Source organism: Mycoplasmopsis mucosicanis (genome assembly GCF_006546935.1).
Classification (GTDB): domain Bacteria; phylum Bacillota_I; class Bacilli_A; order Mycoplasmatales; family Metamycoplasmataceae; genus Mycoplasmopsis; species Mycoplasmopsis mucosicanis.
This window is the reverse complement of sequence record NZ_SMDN01000008.1, coordinates 16013-42511: the sequence shown is the minus strand read 5'-3', so window position 1 is coordinate 42511 and position 26499 is coordinate 16013. Positions and strand designations below refer to the sequence as shown.

Genomic DNA, 26499 nt, shown 5'->3' with positions numbered 1-26499 from the left:
CTGTGTAGTTTTATTGAAATAAAAAACAAACCTTAAAAATTTTTAAAGCTTGTTAGTTCAATCCAATTTGCTGAGTTTGCTATTTTAAATACGTCATATTTAAATAAATATGTAACAACAAGCAATCCGACTAAAACAATTGAAACAATTGCATCTCTTCAAGTTGGAACAAGTTTTCTATATCTTGTTCGTTTTGCATAAGGATCATAACCTCTGGTTTCCATTGCGTTTGAAAGATCTTCGGCTTTAGCAAATGACGTTGAAAAAAGTGGAATTATAAGCGTTGTGAATGCTTTTACTTTATCTTTTATACGTCCATTTTTGAAATCAACACCTCTAGAGGCTTGAGCTTTCATTATTCTTTTTGTTTCAATAAGCAATGTTGGAATAAAACGCAAAGCAACTGATATAACCATTGCAATAATGTGTGTTGGTATAAACAGTATTTTGAGTGGTAGCATTAAATCTTCTAATGCTTTTGTTAATAAAATTGGTTTAGTTGTGCTAACAAATAATGTGGTGGCCATTATCATAATATAAATACGTATAATGAGTGAAAGTGTTCGAGCAACAACACCTCAACTTAATGCATACGTTTGCGAACCAAATATGTATCATCAAACTCGGTAAATATCGCGAGTTTCATCAGTAATTTTCATTGTGTAAAGATTAATGAAAAATATTATGCAGCCAATAATTAAAGGCATTTTCAACAATTTAAAAACACCAACAACATTTTTTGTCCCAATGATATATAGAATAACCAATGGAACAAATAAATAAAATAGTGTTGTAAAGTGAATTGCAACAAATGTTGCAACAATATAACCAATGTTAGCAACTAATTTAATACGCGGATCAAGACGGTGAACGAATGTATCATCATTAATATAAGTACCAATAATTGAATTCATTACTCACCTCCTTGTTGATTAATTCTACTTGAAATATAATCTGCTAGTTCATCAATTGTTTGAACTTGTGGAACTTTTCAACCTTTTTGTTCAAGTTTAGCCACAAAATCCAATAATTTTGGTGCTTGAAGCTTATTGTCTTGTAAAAATTTTGCATCCTTTAAAGCTTTGTATGTGCTATCGTCTTTAACAATTTGACCAGCATTCATAACAATCACACGTTGAGCAATTTGCAAAACATTATCAAGATCATGAGTAACTATCACAACAGTTTTTCCTAATTCGTGAAGAGTTTTAAAAATAGATAAAATTTCTTGCACGCCAACAGGATCAAGGCCAGCTGTTGGTTCATCAGCAACAATAATGTCAGGTTCAATTGCTAGAATTCCTGCTAATGCTACACGACGTTTTTGACCACCTGAAAGACCGAAAGGAGATTTTTTCAAATACGAATCATCTAAACCACACAAATTTAAATATTTTTTGGCACGTAATTTTGCTTCTTCTTTATCAACACCAAAAGAAAGTGGACCAAACATAATGTCTTTTTCAATAGTTTCTTCAAAAAGTTGATATTCAGCAAATTGGAAGGCTATTGCTACGTGTTTTCTTAATTGTTTGGCTCTTTTAACTCTTCGCAGTTTTTTAATTTTTAAAACTTGTGTTGTTGAGCCATTTTTCAATCTTTTTTCAATAAATCAACTAGCTTTTAGTTCAAGATAGTCATCGTATGAAATATATTTTTTTGTTTTTTTATCATACTTTGAATTAATTCATTTTCACTCAATTGAACCTCTCGAAGGTAATAAAAGAGCATTTAAATGTTCAATTAATGTTGATTTTCCACAACCTGTTTGACCAATAACTGCAATAAATTCGCCTTCAGAAATCGTTAAATTTATGTCTTTAATTGCGGTGAACTCGGTTCGTGTTTTTGGTGCATATGTGTGAGTTAAATTATTAATTTTTATTTGCATATTTGCTCCATTAGTTCTTGCTCGCTATATGTAGGTTTGACACCTTTGATTTTTTGACTCAACTTGTATATAAATGGCGAATCGATTTTTGCAATATCAACAATTTCTTTGTTACTTAAAATTTCACTTGGTTCACCTTGAGCAATTATTTTACCTTGTGAAAAAACAATACAATAATCAGCTAATATGGCCTCATCCATATCGTGAGTTATTGAAATTAGAGTTTTTTCTTTTTTTGCTTGAATGTCTCTAATTAATTGCAAAACTTGTGATTTTCCTAAAGGATCAAGCATAGATGTAACTTCATCAAATATTATTACGTCTAAATCTAAGGCCAATACTGAAGCAATTGCAACTCGTTGTTTTTGACCTCCAGAAAGTAAATGAGGTTCTTTAGTTAGAAATTCTTCCATACCAACTTTTTTGGCCATATCTTCAATGATTGGTCGCATTTGAGGTTGTGGTACTTGTTTATTTTCAAGACCAAATGCAATATCATCTTCAACAGACGCACCAACAAATTGGTTGTCAGGATTTTGAAAAATAATTCCTATTTTTGAGCGAATTTGACGAATTGTTTTGGCAGAAATTTCTGTGCCATTTATCTCAATAGTTCCTGATAATGGTTTGTACAATGCAACAAGCAATTTAGATAATGTAGATTTACCAGAACCATTATGTCCTAAAATTGCTACATATTTTCCTGCAGGAATCTCGAAAGAAATTCCATCAATTGCATTCTTGTCAGCACCTGGATATTTGAAAACTAAGTCATTTACTTTTATCATAATGCTTTTTATTATATTATAATATTTGAATATTATAGATATACTTATATTTTTTTGAGTTTATTGAGTATATTTTTTTACGTAAAGTACTCAAAAATGTGTATAAAGGTAAAAAAAACCGTATAAAACTAATTCACATATAATCTGAAACACTGTTCAATCAATTTGAGTGCTTCTATTTTGCTGTATTTTTTACCAAAATACACGTTTTTGAGTATATTTTGACAAAATCAAAATTATTTATTTAAACAAATTATTTTACTGAATAATACATACTGTGAAATGAAGTGTATTTTTTTGTCTAATTTCTATTTAAATATAAATAAATAGTATAATAAAAATATTATTTTATGAAAGGAAACCATGAAGCGATTTTTTAGCAATATTGGATATGGTATATCAAAGTTTTGGTATGCGTTGTCTCATCGGTGAAGAAGTTTTTGAGAAAACAAAAACATTACTAAAAAATTATTGTTTACACTAAGTTTTTTAGCAATCTATGTTGTGATGACTACAATTGGTGCACCATTTGTACAAATTAAGCAACAAGATTTAATACAACAAGACACATTTTTTAATACGCTCAATCTTTTAGGTGGAGGGGGTCTTAGAAACTTCTCGCTAGCCTCACTAGGAATTAGTCCTTTTATTAATGCTTCCTTGATTATGTCATTACTACAAACAAGACTTTTTCCAGCAATCCACAAACTAACACAATCAGGTCCGCAAGGAAGAAGAAAACTCAATGTAATGACAAGAATTTTAACCCTAATCATTGCATTTCCACAAGCAATACTGCTATCTCAATCATTAGGTTCAGGCGAAAATCCATTTATTGAAATTTTACCTGCATATGCAGGGCCTAAAGCTCTTGAAATAACAACATTTTTAATTGTCCCTATGATTTTAGTGGCTGGTTCATTATTCTCTTTATTTATAGCTGAACAAGTTACAGATAAAGGAATTGGTAATGGTACTTCATTAATTATCTTTATTGGTATGACTTTCTCATTACCAAACCAATTTAGACAAGCAATTACATTCTTTATTGGTTCAACAAATGCTACATTATTCATTGGAACGCTTAAATTTGTAGTTTATCTCTTTGTGTTTTGTTTAACATTGTTTGTTGTTGGCCTTGTTTATAATTCAGAAAGACATATACCAATACAACAAACTGGTGCAGGACGTTCAAGAAATGCTAAAGAAATGGGTAAATTACCAATTAAAGCAAATCCTGGTGGAATAATGCCTATCATTTTCTCAACAATGGTTATTTCATTCCCGATTATGATTGCTCGAATTTTGCCTTCTTCAAATACTGCAAAAGCATGAATTAATGAAAATTTACAATTCACATCGCCTCTTGGTCTTTCATTGCTAGTTGTAATCACATTCTTCTTTAGTTATTTAATGGGTATTCAACAATCAAAAATAGATAAAATTAGTGAAGATTTTGCTAAAAATTCAACATTTATCCCCGGAATTCGTCCAGGAGAACAAACAGAAGACTATTTATTCGCAACTGTTTTAAGACTTTCAACATTCAGTGCATTTTACTTAATTTTGCTCGCCTCATTCCAATATCTTCAAATTATTATATTGAGCTGACCGGCTGTAATTTCATTTGGTGGTACAAGTGTAATGATTTTGGTTTCAGTAGCGCTAGAAACTATTGATCAATTTAAAGCAAGACTAAAAACTACTCATTTTGCTAAACAAAAACAATTATCACGTCAGGTTAGTGACCAAATATCATTTGATAAAAACTACTCAGAACAAGGTCCTGAAAACAAAAAACAAAGAAAAAACACAAACATTGGAGATGGATTATTATGATAGATTTAAAAAATTCTAAATTAAACTTAGTTTTTATGGGTCCTCCAGGCGTAGGAAAAGGAACCGTTGCTTCAGTTATTGCTAAAAATAATGACTACATTCACCTTTCAACCGGTTCAATCTTTAGAGAAGAGATTGCAAAACAAAGTCCATTAGGTCTTAAAGTAAGTCAAATCGTTAAATCTGGTCAATATGTGCCTGATGAAATAACAAATGAAATAGTAAAAAACAAATTAATAGAATTAATGGCGCAAAATCAAAAAGTTATTCTTGATGGTTATCCTCGCACAATAAATCAAGCTCAATTCCTTGATTCAATTGAAGGTTTTAATTATGTTGTAGTTTCACTATATGCTGATGAAGGCTTAATTCTCAAACGTCTTTCAGGACGAAGATTTTGTCCTAAATGCAACACAGGTTACCACATTGAATATATGCCTTCAAAATTAGGTGACAAATGCGAAAAAGACGGAGCAACCTTATTTACACGTGTTGATGACTCTATTGAATCTATTAAAGTTCGTCAAGCAATTTATAATGAGTCTACTCAACCACTACTAGATTTCTACGAATCTAATGGAAGAATAATTCCTGTTGATGCGAATGGAAATGCAGATCAGATAGCTCAGGACTTATTATCAAAAATCAATTAAATGGCCTTCTAAAAGCCATTTTTTTTACTTTTTTTCAAAAAAAATAAAATAATACATATACAATATGCCTATGAAAAATATAAAGAAGATATTAACAGCACCATTGACAGGTTTGCTAATACCTTTTAGTGCAGTTTCATGCAACGTCCAAAAACAACCTAAGCAAGATTCCCAAACTTCTAAAGTAGATAAAAACCAAAATCAAAAAATCGAACACACCAATAAAGACAACCAAGAACATAAAGAAATAAAAAAATTTATTAGTATTTATCAAAACCTTTTTGCAAACAGCAAGAACATTAATACAGAATTTAAAAACTTAATTGAATCATATGAGCAAAAAATAAATGATTTAAAAGACAAATTAGACGCAAACAAGCCACTATCTGAATTAAATGCTACTAAAAACGACATAGTCAACGAAACTATTAAAATCAATTCTAAATTGCAAGAATACAATGACAAACAAAAAAACATTGAACAATTACACTATGTTTTCACTAATTTACAATTAGAACGTGCAAGAATCAATAATTACCACCAAGACTCAAATATCAGAACATTTGTTGATGAAGAAGTCTCAAAAATAAACAATGATGTCTCAACTATCTCACATTTATCACAAAAAAGCAAGATAAACACTCTTATAAGCAAAATTAACTTAAAAAAGCAAGAATTGACTCAAATATCAAACGAATATTTACAGCGTTGAAATCTTCTACACTCAATAGACAAAATTATTGAACAATATAATGCTAATGCTAAAAGCATAAGTAATTTAGATTTTTATCAAAGCACACAAGATAAAGAAACATTTCTCAATATAAATAAAATTATTAATGATGCAAGAAAACTACTTACATGAAAAAGTCCTACATTCGAACTTGATAATTTATTTGTATTCGCCTCAAAAAATTATGAAATTCAGATAAACAAACTAAAAAATACATTGAATAGTTTACTTGACAAATATGTCAAAAAATTAGGTTCTGATTATCAAAACATAAGAAGAAAACTCGATGAACGATTTTACAAACTTAGCAATGATCAAAACAACACATTCAAAAAATATTTAGAAGCACCATTAAAAATAAATAATGTATCAGATTTTAATTATTTAATTGATATATATAAACAAAAAGATAAATTGGTAAAATTTGCACTCAAACATATTTCGCTACTTAACAATTTTATGACTAAATTAGAAAAGATTAAGGAAGCAAAAGAACGTGTTGCAGAATTTAAACTTTATCACCCTAAAAAGTTCCTTGCTTCTGGAATTATTAAGGATGCTCATGAAGTTATTAATAATATAAACAAGGATCTCAATAATAATGATGATAGTCAACCTAAAGAAATCAATCTAAAATTAATGCAAGATAGCAGTCTATGAAAAAAAATAATTTTATTATCTCAAGAAATGGATGAATTCTTATTCGATTACGAAAATAATATATTTTATCCACCAATCAACTAAATAACATGTCAAACGAATTATTTCAATTTAATCAATCTTATTTTTTAATATTACTAATCACAATTTTAAGCATTGTGATTAGTAATATTTTGTACACTTATATACCTAAAATAACAACAATATGAGTTAAAAATACTCAAAATTCAGTACTTTTGAAACTAAGCAAACACAAAACACACTTAAAGTTTTTGCTTTGACAACTAAGTGGAATTTTCTTTTTTGTTTATTTAATTTATTTTCGTTTTTGAAATGATTGAAGAATATTTTTTGACTATATCAAGAATACCAATTTAACAAACAACATTAATGACCAATACGAGCATTCATTAAAAATATCAAGAGCATTATTACTTGATATGTGCCCCTTTATGTCGCTTTTATTATCATTGTTTTCAATATTTGATACTAAAGGAAAATTGAGTTCATACATTGCTCCTTTTTGTATATTTGGTGGTGCAATTAGTATTAATTTTATCCCTTTTAGCGAACCTGATCAGGTGATAAATGCTCACTACTTTTTTGTAGGTTCGCAACTAAATCCACTTTATTTCTTTATGCACTGATATTTAACTGTTTTTGGCATATTAGTGCTTCGTCGAAATAAAACTCCTCAGCTTAAGGAACTTATTTGACTGCATCTTGTAGCATTTTTATTCTACTCATATGTTAATTTAATGACTTATCAATTCAATGTAACCTATTTTATTAGCGGTGTAAGAGAATATGATTGAATTGGTATAGGCGAATATAGCGGGGTTAGTTCTCTAGTAAACAATAAAATTTCATTCCCTTGAATAATGATAATTAGCTTTAGTGTTGTCTATATTCTGATTGTATCGAGTTGAATATTGCGTGTATATCTATTACGATTTTTAAACAAAAAACACACAAAAATGAGTATTTAGTGTGTTTTTTTTGTATTGTTATTGTTGTAGTTGTTGTTTTAATTTAGCAATATCTTGTGTTAATTCTTCAATTGCTTGTTGAGATGCTTTGATGCTATCTAAAAGAGATTGTCAATCACGATCACTATCAGTTTCTAGTGAATTTTTATAATCTTTATAAACTTCAAGTGCAATAATAAATTCTTCTAAATTAGATTTTGCCTCTTGAATTGTTTTTAATTGTTCATTGTCTTCATCTGACTTATCGGTTTTTTGGTTTAATGCATCAATTTCATCTTGAAATGACTTAACTTCGTCATTTAATTGATGGAGAGCGTTAGGATTGTTTTCAAATTCTTTAAGTTCCTTGTCTCAATCTAATGCATCTTGAGTTTGTACTGGTTTAAATTCTGAATATATTTCTAAAATATTTAAATAGTCCTGCAAGTCTTCTTTAATTTTGATAATGTTTTCTAACTCTTGAACTTCATCTTCAGTTTTTTTATCTTTCATATTTAATACATTGATTTGATCTTGATACTCTTTCAACTCATTTCTCAATAACATATGTGAAGATAAATATTCATTATATTCTTTTTCGATATCAATACTATTTTATAAATCGTCAAGAAGTTCTTGTTTTTCGAACAATATTAAATATGCGTTATACACTAAATCGACTCAATTTTTAAGATCTTCGTGCTTATTAAAATCATCAATAACATCATATAATGATTCAATTTCGTTTTTTAGATCTTCAATAGATTCGCTTTCTTGTTCATCTGTTTTACTTTGTGAACTTAAAAATTTGTAATAAAATAAAGCTTTTTCTTTTGATAACTCTTCTTTAGCATAAACTAAATTTTTTTCTAGTTCACCTATTTTATTAAGTAGTTTTTGCTGTTCAGGAGATATTTTTGGTTTTTTGCTATCTTCATTTTTATCACCAGGCTTCATTGTATCTTCTTTTTTATCACCAGGTTTCATAGTATCTTCGGTTTTATCGCCTGGTTTTTTATTATTGTCGTTTGAGCATGATACTGCTACTGTAAGCGGAATTGAACTCAACAATGATGTTGAGATAAGTACTAATTTTTTCTTCATAAAATTAAGCCTCCTTTAAGTAAAAAGCGCGTTTTTATGTGCGTATTATATTGAAAAACGCGTTTTTTTTACAAAAAACTAAAAATATTTATAAAACTAATTTCTTTCATATTTGATACTTTATTCCTAGATATATCAAAGATTGCTTTATACAAGGAATTAATTTCAATATTTTTGCACAAAAATCACTTTATTTGCTATACTTACAAAAATTAGAAATTTTTGTTGTGTGATAAGGGGTTTTATGTTGAAAGTTATTGAACATCCGTTAATTTCGATTAAATTAACAAATATGCGAGATAGAAGAGCTGATCACTCAGTATTTCGTCAAAATTTAAGTGAAATTGCTTCACTGATGGTTTATGAAGTAATGAGAGATTATCAAACAAAACCAAAAACTGTTGTTACTCCACTTGGAGATGAACATTTTGGTGCTACATATGATAAAGAAATAGTTATTGTACCGATTTTACGTGCAGGACTTGGAATGACTGATGGTTTATTGCAATTAATGCCTAAAGCAAGAGTAGGTCATATTGGACTCTATCGTGATGAAATTACTCATGAACCAAAAACTTATTTTTATAAAATGCCTGACGTTCCAAAAGATAGCTACATATTAGTTGTTGATCCAATGTTAGCTTCTGGTGGTTCTGCTGTTGATGCAATTAAAAAACTAAGTGATGATGGTTTTAGCAATATTCAATTAATTTGTCTAGTTGGTGTTAAAGAAGGTGTTGAAAATGTTGTAAAACATTTTGGCAATGATTTTAAAATTTATTTAGCAGCCCTTGATCCAATTTTAAATAGTCACAAATACATAGTTCCTGGATTAGGTGATGCAGGTGATAGAATTTTTGGAACAAAATAATGCGATGAACAAATAATGTTGTTTATAAAATAGTTTTAACTAGCCTTTTTCTTGCGTTAGCTATTATTATTGATTTTACAGGCAAATTTATGCCTTTTAATTCATTTTTAAAATTTAATTTTTCCTTGATCTTTGTACTAGCAACATTCAGAATTGTCGGTAAACTTTGAGGCATTTTAGTACTTGTTTTAATTTTTGTTATTGGACCATCTTATTCTGAACTTGGTTATTCAGCAATAGGCGTACTTGGTCATGGTTTATTGGTTGTTGCACAAGCAACTTTTATTGCTTTCTATTTACTTTTTCATTGATGTTCATTGAACTTCATTATAAAGAAAAGTTATTCTCCTAAACTTAGGGAAAATTTAGCAAACATTACTGCATTTATATTTGCCTCAATTTGTGCAACATTAGTTATGGTTGCTGTTAATATTTTTATTTCAACACCACTTTATTTCTATCTATTTAAAGCAATAAGTAGTCCAAACTTTTTAGAATTATCAAGTCAATATAACGAAAAATTTAAAGCATTATTCTTTGGTATTCCAAATTACTATGTAGGCACATTTGTTGTTTTTGGTACATTTAATATAGCAAATTACACAATAAATTCAGTACTTTTATTCACAATATTAGGTTTTGCATTTGTTGGTGGTTTTTTACACAATAACCAAAAAAATATAAAATTACAAAGTGAGCAAAATATACAAAAATAAATTTTTATCAACAAAAAGCAAAATTAATCAAAATAATAAAACAAATAGTGGAGGTATTTAGATGTCTGAATTTAAATACAATCAAAATGATGTTGAATTAAAATGACAAAAATATTGAGATAACACTCAATATTCAACACCTTTAGAAAATTCATTAAAACCTAAAAAATACATTTTGAGTATGTTTCCGTATCCATCAGGCAATATTCATATGGGTCATGTGAGAAATTATTCAATAAGTGATGTCTTGGCTCGATTTTATCGACGCCAAGGTTTTAATGTCTTACACCCTTTTGGCTGAGATGCATTTGGTTTACCCGCTGAAAATGCTGCAATAAAGAATAATGTTCATCCGCGCGAATGAACATATCAAAACATTGAAAAAATGAACCCTCAACTCAAAAGACTAGGTATATCTTTTGCGTGAGGTGATTATGAAGTTATCACTTGCGATCCTGAATACACTAAATGAGAGCAATTATTATTCATAAAAATGTGACAAAAAGGACTTGTATATCGTAAAAAAAGTCCACTTAATTGATGCGAAAAAGACCAAACCGTTCTAGCAAACGAACAAGTTGTTAATGGATTATGTTGACGTTGCGATGAAGTTGTTGTTCAAAAAGAAATGGACCAATACTACCTTAAAATTAAAGACTATGCACAAGAACTTCAACAAGACCTCGAGACACTTAAAGGACATTGACCAGAAAAAGTTCTCAGTATGCAAAAACGTTGAATTGGATTTGAAAAAGGTTTCAAAGCAATATTTGATGTTAAAATTAACAATAAATTTATTGATCAACTTGAAGTTTTTATCACTAACCCTAACGATCTACAAACATTCAATTTTTTAGCAATCGGAGCAAATCATCAATTAGTCAAAAAACTCATTGCACTCAATATAATCACACAGCAAACTCAAACAAAATTGAATGAACTTTCTTCAAAAGCAGTCAACAAAGATTTTTCACAGCAGCTTTGTGTTGATATCAATCTAGAAGCTCATTCAACATTCAACGATCAAGTATTCAAGTTAATTTTTAGTGATTTTGCAACCATTGGCGAAAATAAAGTTGTTCTAGTTGATACCACAAAGTCAAAATCACACAAAGATTTTGCACTTAAAAACAACATAGAAAGCAACACAAATAATCAAGCAGTAGATCATAAAAAACTTATTGAGCAAACTCAAACAAATCTAAGAGACTGAGGTATTTCACGTCAAAGATATTGAGGTGCTCCTATTCCAATGATTCACTGTCAAGGATGTGGAATTGTTCCTGAAAATGAAAAAAATCTGCCTGTCAAATTGCCTGATAAAGTAGATTTTAGTGCTTCAGGAAACCCTTTAAAAACTAATGCAGAGTGATTAAGTACAACTTGTCCTCAATGCGGTCAAAAAGCAACACGTGAAACAGATACCTTCGACACCTTTTTTGAATCAAGTTGATATTTCTTACGCTACACTGTTCCGCCAAAATTGCGCACTTCATACGCAATTGAGCCAAATTCAGTGAAATACTGAAATAAAGTTGATGAATACATTGGTGGAGTTGAGCATGCAATCTTACACCTTTTGTATGCAAGATTTTTCACAAAAGTATTAGCTGACTTAGGTTATGTTGAATTTAGAGAGCCATTTAGCAATCTTTTAACACAAGGAATGGTGCTTAAAGATGGTGCAAAAATGTCTAAATCAAAAGGAAATACAGTCAGTCCAAACGATGCAGTTGTTCAGTACAACGCAGACACATTACGACTATTTATTCTCTTTGCAGCACCACCTGAAAAAGAACTTGAATGAAGCACTTCTGGTATTGAGGGTTCATTCAAATTTATTCAACGTTTATTAGACAAAGCATCTAAACTTAAAGTAGTAAACAACATTAAAAACCAAGACTTTAGCAATCTAACAAGCGAGCAAAAACAAGCACGTCGCAAACTTTATCAAGCACTTAAAAAACAAAATGATTTATTCGCAGACCGTCGTAATGAATACGCATTTAACACAATAATTGCATGATGCATGGAAACATTAAATGCTTATGAAAAAATTGATTCTCACCAATTGAACACTGAATTTTTCTATGTAATTTTAAATGTTTTAGAACCTTACATCCCTCACCTTGCTTGAGAACTTTCACAAAGATTTTTCAATCTTGAAAACCTTTATGATTTTAGTGTAGATCAAAGCGCTCTTGAACTTGATGAAATCACTTATGCAATCAGTGTGAATGGTAAATTAAGAGGACAAATTTTAGTTCCAGTTAGTGCAAATAACAAAGAAAATGTATTAAATCTTGCAAAAATTGAAGTCGCAAAATGAATTAATGATCATGAGATAGTTAAAGAAATTTTTGTGCCGAACAAAATAGTTAACATCGTAATTAAGGCTTAAAAAGCCTTTTTTCACTTTTTATAGTCAAAATGATAATTTTGTTTATTTTTAGCACTCAAAATGTTATTGTGCTAAAATATATTAGAATTAAGAAAGAGGTAACATGATAGAAAAATTATTGATAACACGAATCGGAGATCAAGATTTACTTTCAACTATAATTTATGGATTCGAGGAACGAGAAATCGAAATTAAGCCTTATGGTAAATTATGAACTAAAGAATATCTTGAAGAATTGTGTACAAAATATGAAAAAAATATGAGTGCAAAACCAAAAGATAAGGAAGATTCTGAACCTTTTGAAACTGAAAAATTAATGCTTGGCTACTATTTATTATCTGAAGAAGAAATTTTAAACGATGCAATAACTTCATTTGAGGATATAAAAGTATCTCAAATTTCGCCGGTTCTTACTTATGTTAGTGTGCAAGACATTAGACAGGTTAAAAGCAAAGGGACATACAGATTAAATCTTAAAGGTATTAGTCGACATAAATTAGTTGATGCTTATGATGACATTAATAATGTTGTTGATGATATTGCTTTAGCAACTCTTGTGAAAACTAATAAATTTGGCTACAAATTACCAACAGAAAATTATCCAGATGTGATGAATGGTATTGCGGTTATTGAAAACACAATCACAAATCTAACATCTTCACAAAACATATGAAGAAAAATCAAAGAACACGAAACAAAAAACAACCTATACTCATATCATGGACAAATTATTGTAGATCAAGACATAATGGAAACAAAAGACACTGAAATAGACACAATTAAGTTGATTTCAACCTTAATGGTATTTTCATTCGTCGATAATCGCATTAAATTAGAAGTTATTGAATCTGAAGATGTTTTAACACAAATTAATCTTGTTATTTGAAACCTTAAACATTTTGCAACATCAATTGAATGATCACCAGTTGAGCAAAAAGTGTTTAGCGAGCTAGAAATTTTTGCACAAGATGAAATTGAAGCACAACCTAAAAAACCTCGTTCACAACGCAGAAAATCTAATGAAAAAGATAGCAACGAACCAGTTTCTGAAGCATTAATTGAAAAAGAAATTAATAAACGTGTTAAAGATAACCTTGAAAAACAACAACGTGAATACCTTCTTAAAGAAAAACTAAAAGCAATCAAAGAAAGCTTACAAGATAATGATTCTGATGATAGTGAAGATGAATCTGAATACAGTAAAATCTTAAAAGATGAAACAAAATCTAAAATGTATCCTGATTCAGTAATTAAATTAATTAAAAGTGAATCTAATAAACTCAAATCTATGATGTCAGGTACTCCTGATGCAAATATCACAAACACATTTATCAGTACTCTAAAATCTCTTCCATGACGTAAAACTGAAATTGAATCACTTGATATCAATAAAGCGCGTGAAATTTTAGATAAAAATCACTATGGTTTAGGTGAAGTTAAAGAAAGAATTATTGAATATTTATCATTAATTATTAATCACAAAAATCAAGCACGCAAAAAAAATGCTGATGTTCTGCTTAAATTTGATGATAACCATGAGATAGATCTAGAATTATTTAAAGAAGAAAATAATAGTGCAAAAATTCAAAAAAACTTTAATAATGTGCCTATTCTAACTCTTGTAGGTCCTCCAGGAACTGGTAAAACATCACTTGCACGCGCAATTGCTGAAGCGCTCAACAAAAGTTATATAAAAATTTCACTTGGTGGTGTGCATGATGAAAGTGAAATTAGAGGACATAGACGTACTTATGTAGGTGCAATGCCTGGAAAAATTATTAAAGCAATACAAAAATCTGGAGTTTCTAACCCTTTAATTTTACTTGATGAAATTGACAAAATGTCAAAAGACTTTAAAGGTGATCCTTCATCAGCAATGTTAGAAGTTCTTGATCCAGAACAAAACACAAAATTCCAAGATAACTACATTGAACATGAATATGACCTTTCAAAAGTGTTGTTCATTGCAACTGCAAACTACTACGAAAACATTCCAGCACCACTACTTGATAGAGTTGAAATCATTGAATTAAGTTCATACACTACAAATGAAAAAGTAAAAATTGCGCGTGAACACTTAATTGATATCACAACTCGCCAATCGGGACTTGATAAAAAATTCTTTGATATTGATGATGATGTAATTGAGATGATAGTTAAAAATTACACTGCTGAAGCAGGTGTTCGTGGTCTTAAACGTCAATTTGATAAAATCGCACGTAAAATAGTTACTAAAATTGTAGCTGGTGAAAAAATTAAAAATGTTAAACTAGACAAAGAAACTGTTATCAAACTTCTAGGAACACCAAGATTTAGCGATGTTGATAAGGTTGCTGAACCTCAAATTGGTGTAATCAATGGACTTGCATATACATCAATTGGTGGTAGCACACTTCAAATTGAGGTAAGTCATTATCCTTCACAAAAAGGCGGATTTAAATTAACCGGTTCTCTTAAAGATGTAATGAAAGAATCGGCTTCTATTGCTTATTCATATGTGCGTTCAAATGCTAAAAAATTCAATATTGACTTTGACTTTGAAAACAACGAAGTACATATTCACGTTCCTGAAGGTGCAGTGCCTAAAGATGGCCCTAGCGCTGGAATTACATTTACAACAGCACTCATTTCAGCTCTTTCTTCACGTGCAATTCCTCAAGATGTTGCAATGACTGGTGAAATTACTTTACGTGGTCGTGTGTTAGAAATTGGTGGACTTAAAGAAAAATCTTTTGCTGCATTCAAAAAAGGTATCAAAACAGTATTCATACCAAAAAGCAATGAGAAAAACCTTAAAGATATTCCAAGCGAAGTTAAGGATGCTATTACATTTATTCCAGTGGATAAATATGAACAAGTTTATGAAAAATTATTCAAGTAATTTTGACTAAATATATTGAAAAATGTGTGAATTGGTAAAATCCACACATTTTCTAAAAGGAGAAGAAATGAATAAATACAAAATACAAGATAACTTATTTAGAGCAGTAAATGAACAATGACTTGAAGAAGCAAAAATTCCAGAAGATAAGAGTGCTACTGGTGAATTCGAAGAACTTTACCGTGCAAATGAAAAAACCTTATCATTATTAGCTCAAAATCTAGTCAAAAAATTACATGAAGATAAATTACAAGATAAATCATTAGTTAATTTTGCTAAATTCTACTCATTAATGAGTGATTTCGAAACAAGAAAAACTCAAAAAACTGCTCCATTAAAACCTTTTGTTCAAGAAATATTACAAACTAAAGATATTGAAGAACTAAAAAATAAATACCCTTCATATATCAAAAAACAATACCCTGTGCCTATTGATTTTGGTGTTTCTAATGATTTTCTTGATTCAACGATTATGACTCTATATGCAGATATAGCACCACACATATTACCAAATAAAGCACACTATGATAATGCTGAAATTAAGTCAAAATTTCTCAAAGTATATAAAGATATGGTTAAAAAACTACTTAAACCATACATCGATGATGCAAAAGAAATTAATAAATTAGTTAAATTAACATTGCAATTTGACGAAATCATTGCTAAATATTCTTTATCAAGTGAGCAAAAAGTTAGATACAACGAGTTGTATAAGCCACAAAAATTAGAAAAAATTGCAAAGAAAACTAAATATTTTGATTTCAATTATGTTGTGAATAAACTTATCACAAAACCAGTTGATCAGGTTGTTTTCTCAAATGAGGAATTTGCATTTAATATTGATAAAATCTTCAATCCTAAGCATTTTGATAAAATTATAGCCTGAATGAGTGTTAAATTCATTGTAAAATACTCACATTTACTTGATGAAAAAACTCGTAATTTGGCCGCTAAATACTCACTATTTATTTCAGGTCAGCAAAAAGTTGCTAACAAGAAAAAACATGCATTGCAAAGCTCTCTATCTTATTTTAAAATGCCAATTGGTCTATATTTTGGTAAAAAGTACTTCGGTGCAAGAGCCAAAAAAGATGTTGAAACAATGGTTCAACATATGATAGATATTTATAAAGAAAAATTAACTAATAATGATTGACTTTCAAAAGAAACAATTGAAAAAGCTATACTAAAACTCTCAACATTAGGCGTTCATATTGGTTATCCAAACGAACTAAAACCTTATTATGAGGATTTAAGCGTTGAAAGCACTTCGATTATTGGTACAGTTCTAAAATTCAACGATATTGTAAGCCAATATAATTTCAGTGAATACAAAGAACCAATCAACAAAAATTACTGAGGAATGGCTCCTTATGAAGTTAATGCATACTACCATCCAATGTATAATCACATAGTTTTTCCAGCTGGTATTCTTAATGGTGCATTTTATTCATTAAAACATACTACATCAGAAAATTATGGTGCAATTGGTGCAGTTATTGCTCATGAAATTTCTCACGCATTTGATAATAATGGTGCTAATTTTGATGAAAAAGGTAATTTAAAAATGTGATGAACTGCAGAAGACTTTGAGAAATTTGCTCAAAAAACCAAACAAATGATTGAATTATTCAATGGTGTTGAAACTGATTTTGGAAAATGCAACGGAACATTAACTGTAAGTGAAAATATTGCTGATGCAGGTGGTTTAAGTACTGCTTTAGCGGCTGCTAAATTAGAAAAAGATTTCGATGCAAAACAGTTTTATAGTAGTTGAGCACGTGCATGAAAAAGTAAATTCAGAGCTGAGTATGCAAAAAGACTACTCGAAAATGATCCTCATGCACCTACTGAATTGCGTGCAAACATTCAAGCAGCAAACCAAGAAGATTTCTATGAGGCATTTAATGTTCAGTCATCTGACAAGATGTTTATTGAGCCTTCTAAACGTGTTAAAATTTGATAATTAAAAGTCGCTTCTCAAGCGACTTTTTTTTACATATATACTCATTTATGAGTACTTTAGGGAAATTTTATTATGCAATTGCTTCAGTAAATACTGACATAAATTCATCAAAATTATCTACTCACATGCAGTGACCTGAATTCTTAATTACATAAGATTTAACATTGTTATTTAGGTTTTTGTAGTGTCGTTCACAGTTAGCAACATTTACAATTCCATCATGGTCTCCGTTAATTAGATAAATTGGTGATTTGCATTTTGCAATACCTTGATCAACAATTTCTTGATTTTTTTCTTGAGGCATTCTATAACCTCATTCATAAATAACATCAAGTCTTTTGTGAACTTCTTCATTAGAAAATTTTTCTTCAACACGTTGTATAACTTCATCATTTGCCAGCAACGCTTTGTGATTAAAATAAAGAATAGGTGCCAATTTAACATAATCTTCTCAATTACGAGGGAAAAATAATGGTCATAAATGATTGTACATCAACATTGTTCTATTCATAGGTCCTAACAAAATAACTTTGTCTACTAATTCACCTAATTTTCATGCAATAGACATTGCAACACCACCACCCATTGAGTGTCCTATTAATCTAATGTGATTGAGATTTTTTTCTTTTACAAACTTAATTACAATTTCGCCAAAATCTTCCATATTCATTAAATCTGGTCTGATATCACTTTGTCCATGAGTAGGCATATTAAGCGCATAAATGTTGTACATGCCTTCATAAGATTTGTAGATGTCCTCATAAAACATAAATTCACCACTAAAACCATGCAAAAATAATAAAGTTTTTTCGCAGTTATTGTCCATTGTTAAGTACTCTATTTTCGCATCTTTATACTCAAAAAAATCATTCATTTTAAACCTCTCCAAACTCAAATAATTCACTTTTTTGCTATCTTAAAATTTGCTTTCTATATTATAATATAAAAGAATTTTATTAATTCAAATTTGATATCAAATAAATACACTGTCATGAATTCGCTTGGGTGTGCCTTGAGAAAAGGTGCTAGGCGTTCGAAGTGATGGGAAGAACTAACAAACTAAAGGAAATACATTTAAAATGACAGATAAAATTGAAGTTTCAACTACTAAAGTTGAAGACACAACTACACAAGTTGCAAAAGACAAAGAAGTTAAAGCACCTATTATTTCTAAAGATAAACTTTTAGAAGCAGGTACTTACTTTGGTCACAAAAAAAACCTATGAAACCCTAAAATGAAAGACTACCTTTATCCACAATTGAAAAAAGGTATTCACATCATTAATACTCAATTTACAGTACAAAGACTTGAATTTGCATATAACTTAATCAACAAATTTGTTGCTAAAAATCCACGTGCTCAATTCATTTTTGTTGGTACAAAAAAACAAGCAAAAGACACAATCAAAGAAAATGCATTAAGAACAAATAGTTTCTATGTTACAGACCGTTGATTAGGTGGTACATTAACAAACTCATCAACAATTTTTAGTCGTGTAAAAACTATGGAAGACTTAGAAGCAAAAGCTGAAAATAACTTTGAAGGCTACACTAAAAAAGAAAAATTGAACTTCCAAAAACAATTGGATAAACTTCACAAAAACCTTGATGGTATTAGAAAAATGCGTGGTTTACCAACATTTATGATTGTAGCAGACCCTATCGAAGATGAAATTGCTGTTAAGGAAGCACGTAAAAAAGGAGTTAAAGTTATTGGTATTTTAGACTCTAACTCAAATCCTGATTCAGTTGACTTTGGTATTCCAGCAAATGATGATTCAGCAAAAAGCATTAACTTAATCATTACAATTTTGGCTGACGCAATAGCTACTGCTCGTGGTGGTAAAGCTAAATATGCATACAGACCAGATTCAGAAATCGAACTACCTAAATTTGAAACAGATAAACCAACTGTTGCAAGACAATTCGAACGTAGAACATTTGTAAAATCTGAAGAAAGCACAACTGCAGCACCAAAAGAAGTTAAAGGAGAATAATTATGGCAAATCAATTAGCTTTAATTAAAGAAGTTCGTGAACGTACCGGTGGCGGTATGATTGATGTTAAAAAAGCTCTTGAAGCATCTGATTGAGATGTTGAAAAAGCAATTGTATGACTAAAAAGTAATGGAAAAATCAAAGCTGCTAAAAAAGCTGGTCGTGTTTCAGCTGAAGGTCTTGTTGCTGTATCAAAAGAAGGCAATCAAGCAATAATGATTGAAGTAAACTCAGAAACAGATTTTGTTGCTAAAAATGATGATTTCAAAAAACTTGTTCAAAGATTTTGCTCAATTTTAATCAAGTCAAGCGCAAAAACAGTTGAAGAATTTATGCAAGTTAAAGATGGTTCAGAAACTGTTGAAAGCATTCTTGAAGACGCTACTGCAACAATCGGTGAAAAATTATCAATTCGTCGATTCACTAGATACGCTGCTCAACAAGGCGAAACAATTGGTGCATTTGCTCACGTAAATGGCCAAATTGCTGCTCTTGTAAAAATTAAAGGTACAAACGAAGAAGTTTCAAGAAATGTTGCAATGCACATGGCTGCAATGAAACCTGAGTATGTATTTGTTGAAGAAGTTCCAGCAGAAAAAATTGAAACATTTAAAGCTGAATTCTCTGAACCTGCTGGTTTTGATAAAAAACCAGAAAAAATCCAAAACATGATTCGTGAAGGTTCATTAAATAAAAAACTTGCCGAAATTGTTTTAGTTAAACAAGGTTTCATGATGGAAGAAAGCGTTTCAATTGAAAAATACCTAGCAAATCACAATCTTCAATTAATTGAAGCAGTTCGCTATGGTGTTGGTGAAGGTATTGAAAAACGTCAAGATGACTTTGCTGCTGAAGTAGCTGCACAAATCGAAAAAAATAAATAATAATTAAGTAAATCTCAGATGTTTATCTGAGATTTATTTATCCACATACATAAATTTACCCAAAGTACTCAAAAACGTGTATATAAGTTAATACACATCCATTTAATAAAGGAAAAAATTAGCGAAATAGGCAATAAAGAAAACATATCATTTAAGCATGGAAACAAATCAACAAACAAACCAAGCACTAACATTACCGGTGCTAAAACCTATTACTATTGAAAAGGAATTTTTAGACAAAATAAAAGGAGATAGTCTAAAATCTAACATTATTATGCTTATTGCTGAAGAAAGTGATTATGTGTTCTTCTTAGCTTGTTGTAATGAAAATGAAACAAGCAACATCGACCCAGAAGATATCATAAAACTCAATACACAAAAGGGTATTCTTGATAATGGTCAAGATGCTAAAATTACGCTAGCTGACTCAATAGATTTATCAACCATTTACAAAATCAACTACTTTGATTTACGCAAAAAGGTCTCGATATCTGAAAAGGAATTGCCTAACTACCCTTATTTAGGCATTGAGGACCAAATAAGTGTTGTTAATAAATTGAGTACAAAATTAAAATCGGCTACAAATATGCCTCGTCTAGTCTTGATAAAAAAGTCCTTAAATAATCAAGAAACAAAAGTGAATAGTTGCACAACATAGACAATGAAAAATGACACAAGAAATTGTGTCATTTTACTACTTATTCAGTTAAATTTCTTTAATATCCAAATTCGGGATTATGTAATATGCATGAGCTTCTGGACCAGTATGAATACCAATTACAGAAGAATTTAAGCGAGCATTAACAAATGTTATTCCTTGTTGTTTGAACGTTTCAATTGCTGTTTTGTTAAATTCATCATCTATTCCATAAATTGTAAAAATCTTGTACTTTTGTTGAAGTTCTTTTGTATCTTTTACTCCGGTAAAATGAATAAATTTAGAAATAACTTGCTTAGCAACACCTTTAGGTCCTCGTCCAAGTCCACCATTTGATGTACCATTCAAATCATACTTAATGTAAGGCATTAATTTTACTTTTGATAAAACTCCTAAAAGCAGTTTTTTAAGTGAACTTACTCGCCCGCCTTTAACCAAATATTTGATATTTTGTGGAAGAATAAATGTTAGACACTGCTTGTCGATTTGATGAATATCTTCAAGCAATCTATCAATGTTTTGATATTTTTCAAAGTGTTTTTTAGCGTATTTGGCTAATTCAATAATTTGGTCACCAACTAAACCATTATCATAAATATAAAGGTTTTTAAAATCATGAACAAAGTTGTTCGCTGCACTGAATGTTGAAGATAATTTTGAAGAAATAGGTATGTAGAGAACAAAATCATTTTCAGAACATGCTAATGAAAATACTTCCTCAAAAGAGGACATAAAAGGTAAAGATGTCTTAATATTTTCAGTTTTCGCCATCATATTCAAAACATCTTCTCTATTAATATCAAGACCATCTTGATATTCTTTTCCATCAATTTCAGTAACTAATGGAACATAATAAAAACCTTGTTCATTAGCTTCTTGTTTAGACATGCATGCAAATGAATCTACAATAATTCCTAATTTTTTCATAAATTATCTCGCTTTCTTAACTGATATATTTTATACTATGTTGAATTAAATATACTTATTTTTATATGAAAAATTAATATTAAGTGACTCGATAACATCACTATCAAGATTGTCGGGCAGATTTTCTCAAATTACAGTGCTTTTTGGAATTCTGTTGATGATATCAATAAGATTTACAAACTTAACATATTCTTGTGAATTGGTCGATAATTTTTCACTCAATTTTCCACTTATAATAAAAGTCTTGATCTGATTTGATTGAACAAATAATGTTAAGTCATCAGAAATTTTTTCAATATAGAGACCTAAATATGAGTTTTTAATTTGTTTAAAACGATCATCAATAAGTGATAATGAATTTAAATCAAATTCACTATTATTGGCATGAATAATATATGTAGTGTTAGGACGCAAAAACGTATCATAACTCTTAAGAAGTGCATTTTCTGTAGTGTGAATTAGATAATGATTTTTGTCCTGGATTGTATCTATTTCAAATTTATTTATTGCTTGTGTATAAATCAAATTGTAATTTTCAATCTTCTTGAATTGCTCAATATCACTGTTTGTAAAACCAAGTAATTTGCTCAAAAGTACTGAATTTTCAGTATTTTGGTCAATTTTAATATCTTTAATTGGTGCTGTTTCTTTTATAAAACTACTTGTTTGTATCTTGTTTTTAAAATCTATAAATTTAACCTTAAAGTTATCAAAATCGGCTTTATTTATTTGGTAATGTGATCTATAAAATAATGACTTAATTACAACATGTTTTGCTAAACCGCTCACTGAATAAACACACATATTTGTGTAGTTTTCTCATTCACTTGGACTGTTTAATGGTTGTGAAGAAATTAATGCAGCATCCTTAATTAAAGGGTTAAAGATGTAATTTTTTCTATTTCTTAAAATTCTACGAGCTAATTTGTTTTCTAACATTTTAAATTTGAAATTTGAAAGTTTTTTTGTGCAGAAAATATAAATTAGATCTTCATGAATGCTTATTGTTCAATTTTTCGGATTTAAACGCAGCAAATTCAATAAATAAGACAATTTTATATTGTCTAATCCTTGCTTAATGTAATTAAAATGAGGAGAAATTATTATCGATATAAATTTTTGGTCACTAAACTTTTTAACTATATCTTGAAATTTTAACTGTTGTAATTGTTTAATGTTTGTAAACTCACGACTGATTGGTAATCTTGAATAAATTTGTAGAATATGTGTGTCGTCTTTAAGTCTATTGCTAATACGAATTCTAAGTGGTACATTTTGATATTTAATTCCTGAATTTTTAAAAAAATGATTTCAAAATATCTTATTTGGAGTTGCAACATTTAGATGTGCAGTTAATTTGTACTTGCGTTTATGATCGCCGTTTTCCAAAATATCACTTATTTTTATTTTAGACTCGTTGCTAAAATAATCTAAAAATTTATCAATGCTATAGAACTTGTTTTTAGCCAGTGTTTTTGCACCTAAATCGAAAGATAAAATTGTGCTTAAATTTATATCAGTAAGCCGCATAACTCATTTTTTGTCTGGATGAATTCTAAAAATACAAAAACCCTCATAATTAATACGTTTAATTTTAATTAAAACAAGAGCAATAAAAACAAAGAAGAGTACTAACAAAATTATGATTGCTATCACCGAAGGCACAAAAACATAGGGATCATGAATTTTACTATTGAAATTACCAAAATAATCTGACTTTGAAATTCCTGAATCAAGAATTTTTGTAGTAGATAAAGAACTAAAATTATTCATTTTAACTGTTTCCTACATCAGTTTTCAATAGTCTTATTGATGGGTGATTTTTTGAAAGTGTTTTTTCACTTTGCGAACCTGCAAAACGAACAACAATAGTGTCACCACGAACTTCTAAAACAAGTCCTTCACCAAAATGAGTGTGAGAAATAATATCGCCTGCAATCATATTGCGGTTAATTTCTTTAATTTGTTTTTGATCAGTTAAATCATCAAAATTTGTTGAAATAACTTCTTTTTGCAAAATATATTTATTTGTATCAATTCCGATTTCTTTAATGAATCTAGAAGGTTTTTTATCAATATTTGTACCTATAATTGAGCCTCGCGAATCCGAAATAAAAAGTCTTTGTTTTGCACGAGTGATACCTACATATGCAAGACGTCTTTCTTCTTCGAGTTGTTCAATATTATTGCTGTTTATTGCATGAAATGTAGGAAATATTTGTTCAGACATACCGACTAAAAATATATTTTCAAATTCCAAACCTTTTGCTGAGTGAACCGTCATTAAAGTAACATAATTTGTTGAATTGTCATATTCATCGCCAGCAGAAGCTAAAGAAACAAATTCCAAATAGTCCTTAACCGATTTATCTTTGTTGTTTTCTTCTCAAACTTTTATTGATCTGATCAATTCATTAACGTTGTCTTTGCCGGTTCCTTTCAAAGCAACATCATTTGCAAGATAGTCATAATAGCCAATTTTAGTTAAAAATTTCTCTAAAACTACGTATATTTTGTTGTTTTGTAGAGCTTTTCGAAAGTAATTAACATTGTTGATTAAGTCAACAATGTTTTTTTTGACTTCACGTGCGACAGGTAAGTCTTGAAGATGAACTCTCAGTGTTTTTCAAAGAGTCATCTGTTTGGACTCAGCAAATTTTTGTAAGTTTGCTAAGGTTTGTTTACCTATTTTACGCGCAGGTGTATTAATTACTCTTAAAAGCGGTAAATCAAGACCATCATAGATAAGTCTTAAGTAAGATAAAACATCTTTTATTTCTTTACGGTGGTAGAATTTTTGACCATTAAAAATTTTGTGATTAATGTTTTCTTTAATTAATTCTTCTTCAAAAGGGCGTGAATAGTAGTTTGAACGGTAGAAAATCGCAATGTTTTTAAGTTGAATTTTTTGTTTTTTTAGTTTATTAATTGTTTGTACAACTCAACGTGCTTCAGCTTCATTACTGAAAGCATGGTTGTAGTGAATGTCTTCGCCTATTTCATTGTTGGTAATTAAGTCTTTGTGGAAACGTTTTTTATTGTAGTTTATTAGATTGTTGGCTGCATCAAGAATTTTTTGTGTTGAACGATAATTTTCACTCAAAATTATCGTTTTAGTGTTTGGAAAGTCTTTGTCAAAATCTAAAATTAAGTTTACATCAGCGCCTCTTCATGAATAAATTGTTTGATCAGGGTCGCCAACTATTGAAATCTGTGTGTTTTTGCCAACTAATTGTTTAACAATTTCATATTGAATTCTTGATGTATCTTGAAATTCATCAACCATAATAAATGAATACATATTGGATCATAAACTAGCAATTTGAGGAACATTTTTAAACAATTCATAGACTTTAATGATTAAATCATCAAAGTCTAAGCTTTTTTGTTCTTTTAGGTATTCATTATATCGTTTGAAAATTAGACCTATTTTTTTATTGTAATCTACGTCATTTGGTGAGTCAAAATTTAAGGCATTAACTAGTTCATCAGGAGTGTAATTTTTATTTTTGGCCAAAGAGATCATTTTTAAAATTTCATTGGTGCTGAGTTGAGTTTCTTCTTCATCGTCAATTTCGAACTCAGGAAATATTCTTTTGACTATCGTCTTTTGATCTAGTGAATCAATGATTTGAAAATTGCTGTCTAAATTAAGGTGTATTGCTTCTTTACGTAAAATTTTTGCACAAAGAGAGTGAAAAGTGGAAACGTGAACTTCAACTCCATTTGGTGTGTATTGTTTGATACGTTGTGTCATTTCATTGGCTGCTTTATTAGTAAAAGTCAGTGCCAAGATTTTGCTTGGAGCTATACCAAACTCATTGATTAAGTATGCAATTTTACGTGTTAAAACACGTGTTTTTCCCGAACCAGCACCAGCAATTATACGAAGAGGACTATCAAAATATAGCAATGCTTCACGTTGCTCTTGGTTTAATTCGGAAAGTATTAAATTAGTTCGATTTGACATTGTTCTCCTAAATAAAAATTACTTCGATTTTTTCTGTGCGGTAAGGGAGTAATTTGACCTTTTTAAGTTGTTGAGATTTTGTGTAGTGCTTAATATAACAAATTCTAAAACTTCATGCTCGTTCATAAATTCCATAACGTTTTTTTGTTCCAATAATCAAGCCGTGGTTAAATAAATTTAATAAAGTTCAAATTGATACCAATGTTCCTATGATTCTTGCAACAATTTGCAAATTAAGTGGTAATTTTGATAGGTTTGCATTGATATTCACATCATTAAGTATGGCAATTTGATAAGGTCAAATTCCTGCTAAAAAAATAACACTAAGAATTGAATAAAAGCCAAACGACATTGAACTTAGACACAATGTGGCTAGTCATTGCGGTCTTTTTTGTTTCATATTTATGACTTGCAAACGTGTAATAATCAACCCGATCGTTCGATAATTATTGAAATAAGGAATAAGATAAAAGAGTATAAATGAACTAAATCAATTAAGTGATAAGAATGTATATCATTTTGTTTGATTGATTTGATTTGATTGAATGTTGAGCATCTTTCAAAACAGAATTATAATTGATGAAAACACACA

At 29.5% G+C, this 26499-nt stretch carries 21 protein-coding genes and 1 pseudogene; 12 read left to right on the top strand and 10 right to left on the bottom strand.

Annotation, left to right across the window (positions count from 1 at the left end):
* Window positions 1-32 precede the first annotated feature (32 nt).
* The 3 genes from E1I18_RS02595 to E1I18_RS02585 are packed head-to-tail and all read right to left on the bottom strand — an operon-like array spanning window position 33 to window position 2679.
* Window positions 33-914 (bottom strand): energy-coupling factor transporter transmembrane component T family protein, encoded by an 882-nt coding sequence (locus tag E1I18_RS02595; RefSeq protein WP_141484042.1) that lies wholly within the window; start codon window positions 912-914, stop codon window positions 33-35.
* Window positions 914-1891, bottom strand: coding sequence for an energy-coupling factor transporter ATPase (locus E1I18_RS02590; protein ID WP_141484041.1), 978 nt, complete (start codon window positions 1889-1891; stop codon window positions 914-916). The genes E1I18_RS02595 and E1I18_RS02590 overlap by 1 nt, the downstream gene beginning before the upstream one ends.
* On the bottom strand, window positions 1882-2679 hold the full coding sequence (locus E1I18_RS02585; RefSeq protein WP_141484040.1) for an energy-coupling factor transporter ATPase: 798 nt from the start codon (window positions 2677-2679) through the stop codon (window positions 1882-1884). The genes E1I18_RS02590 and E1I18_RS02585 overlap by 10 nt, the downstream gene beginning before the upstream one ends.
* Before the next feature lie 363 nt (window positions 2680-3042).
* Between E1I18_RS02585 and secY the strand changes: the two genes are divergently transcribed.
* The 4 genes from secY (at window position 3043) to E1I18_RS02565 (ending at window position 7553) form a co-directional block, all read left to right on the top strand.
* Entirely contained in the window at window positions 3043-4521 is a 1479-nt protein-coding gene (secY, locus tag E1I18_RS02580; RefSeq protein ID WP_141484039.1) for a preprotein translocase subunit SecY, read from the top strand.
* The gene (locus tag E1I18_RS02575; protein ID WP_235888479.1) at window positions 4515-5171 is read left to right on the top strand and encodes an adenylate kinase family protein; all 657 of its coding nucleotides are present in this window, start codon (window positions 4515-4517) and stop codon (window positions 5169-5171) included. The genes secY and E1I18_RS02575 overlap by 7 nt, the downstream gene beginning before the upstream one ends.
* A gap of 70 nt (window positions 5172-5241) precedes the next feature.
* Window positions 5242-6648 (top strand): hypothetical protein, encoded by a 1407-nt coding sequence (locus E1I18_RS02570; protein WP_141484038.1) that lies wholly within the window; start codon window positions 5242-5244, stop codon window positions 6646-6648.
* A 74-nt stretch (window positions 6649-6722) separates the two neighbouring features.
* Window positions 6723-7553: a DUF5378 family protein gene (locus E1I18_RS02565; protein ID WP_141484037.1), complete on the top strand. Its 831-nt coding sequence runs from the start codon at window positions 6723-6725 to the stop codon at window positions 7551-7553.
* Window positions 7554-7571: 18 nt separating this feature from the next.
* On the opposite strand, the gene E1I18_RS02560 is transcribed toward E1I18_RS02565, so the two are convergent.
* Entirely contained in the window at window positions 7572-8099 is a 528-nt protein-coding gene (locus tag E1I18_RS02560; RefSeq protein ID WP_141484036.1) for a coiled-coil domain-containing protein, read from the bottom strand.
* Between the two features lie 48 nt (window positions 8100-8147).
* Window positions 8148-8636: a hypothetical protein gene (locus E1I18_RS02555; RefSeq protein WP_141484035.1), complete on the bottom strand. Its 489-nt coding sequence runs from the start codon at window positions 8634-8636 to the stop codon at window positions 8148-8150.
* Between the two features lie 244 nt (window positions 8637-8880).
* Between E1I18_RS02555 and upp the strand changes: the two genes are divergently transcribed.
* The 5 genes and pseudogenes from upp to E1I18_RS02530 all read left to right on the top strand — a co-directional run bounded on the left by upp (window position 8881) and on the right by E1I18_RS02530 (window position 17471).
* On the top strand, window positions 8881-9507 hold the full coding sequence (gene upp, locus E1I18_RS02550) for a uracil phosphoribosyltransferase (RefSeq protein WP_141484034.1): 627 nt from the start codon (window positions 8881-8883) through the stop codon (window positions 9505-9507).
* Window positions 9507-10223, top strand: coding sequence for an MPN527 family putative ECF transporter permease subunit (locus tag E1I18_RS02545; RefSeq protein ID WP_141484033.1), 717 nt, complete (start codon window positions 9507-9509; stop codon window positions 10221-10223). Before upp ends, E1I18_RS02545 begins: the two co-directional genes overlap by 1 nt.
* A 61-nt stretch (window positions 10224-10284) precedes the next feature.
* The gene (locus E1I18_RS02540; RefSeq protein WP_141484032.1) at window positions 10285-12624 is read left to right on the top strand and encodes a class I tRNA ligase family protein; all 2340 of its coding nucleotides are present in this window, start codon (window positions 10285-10287) and stop codon (window positions 12622-12624) included.
* A 1009-nt stretch (window positions 12625-13633) separates the two neighbouring features.
* A pseudogene (gene lon / locus E1I18_RS02535) lies at window positions 13634-15505 on the top strand (endopeptidase La); the annotation flags it as partial.
* A gap of 67 nt (window positions 15506-15572) precedes the next feature.
* On the top strand, window positions 15573-17471 hold the full coding sequence (locus E1I18_RS02530) for a M13-type metalloendopeptidase (RefSeq protein WP_141484030.1): 1899 nt from the start codon (window positions 15573-15575) through the stop codon (window positions 17469-17471).
* 70 nt (window positions 17472-17541) lie between these two features.
* On the opposite strand, the gene E1I18_RS02525 is transcribed toward E1I18_RS02530, so the two are convergent.
* Window positions 17542-18345 (bottom strand): alpha/beta fold hydrolase, encoded by an 804-nt coding sequence (locus tag E1I18_RS02525; RefSeq protein ID WP_141484029.1) that lies wholly within the window; start codon window positions 18343-18345, stop codon window positions 17542-17544.
* Window positions 18346-18550: 205 nt separating this feature from the next.
* On the opposite strand from E1I18_RS02525, the gene rpsB reads away from it, so the two are divergent.
* The 3 genes from rpsB to E1I18_RS02510 all read left to right on the top strand — a co-directional run bounded on the left by rpsB (window position 18551) and on the right by E1I18_RS02510 (window position 21010).
* Window positions 18551-19468, top strand: coding sequence for a 30S ribosomal protein S2 (gene rpsB, locus E1I18_RS02520; protein WP_141484028.1), 918 nt, complete (start codon window positions 18551-18553; stop codon window positions 19466-19468).
* 2 nt (window positions 19469-19470) lie between these two features.
* Complete coding sequence (tsf, locus tag E1I18_RS02515; protein WP_141484027.1) at window positions 19471-20352, top strand: translation elongation factor Ts; 882 nt, start codon at window positions 19471-19473, stop codon at window positions 20350-20352.
* A gap of 157 nt (window positions 20353-20509) precedes the next feature.
* Window positions 20510-21010, top strand: a complete 501-nt coding sequence (locus E1I18_RS02510) for a hypothetical protein (RefSeq protein WP_141484026.1) — start codon at window positions 20510-20512, stop codon at window positions 21008-21010.
* 48 nt (window positions 21011-21058) lie between these two features.
* Here the strand turns inward: E1I18_RS02510 and E1I18_RS02505 are convergent, their stop codons facing one another.
* From E1I18_RS02505 to E1I18_RS02490, 4 genes are read right to left on the bottom strand one after another with little or no spacing between them, the layout of a single operon-like run.
* Window positions 21059-21937: a DegV family protein gene (locus tag E1I18_RS02505; protein ID WP_141484025.1), complete on the bottom strand. Its 879-nt coding sequence runs from the start codon at window positions 21935-21937 to the stop codon at window positions 21059-21061.
* Window positions 21938-21982: 45 nt separating this feature from the next.
* Window positions 21983-23710: an MHO_4530 family protein gene (locus tag E1I18_RS02500; RefSeq protein ID WP_141484024.1), complete on the bottom strand. Its 1728-nt coding sequence runs from the start codon at window positions 23708-23710 to the stop codon at window positions 21983-21985.
* A 1-nt stretch (window position 23711) separates the two neighbouring features.
* Window positions 23712-25907 carry an ATP-dependent helicase gene (locus E1I18_RS02495; protein WP_141484023.1) on the bottom strand — a complete coding sequence of 732 codons (2196 nt, stop codon included), beginning with the start codon at window positions 25905-25907 and terminating at the stop codon, window positions 23712-23714.
* Between the two features lie 7 nt (window positions 25908-25914).
* Complete coding sequence (locus tag E1I18_RS02490; RefSeq protein WP_141484022.1) at window positions 25915-26307, bottom strand: hypothetical protein; 393 nt, start codon at window positions 26305-26307, stop codon at window positions 25915-25917.
* Window positions 26308-26499 lie beyond the last annotated feature (192 nt).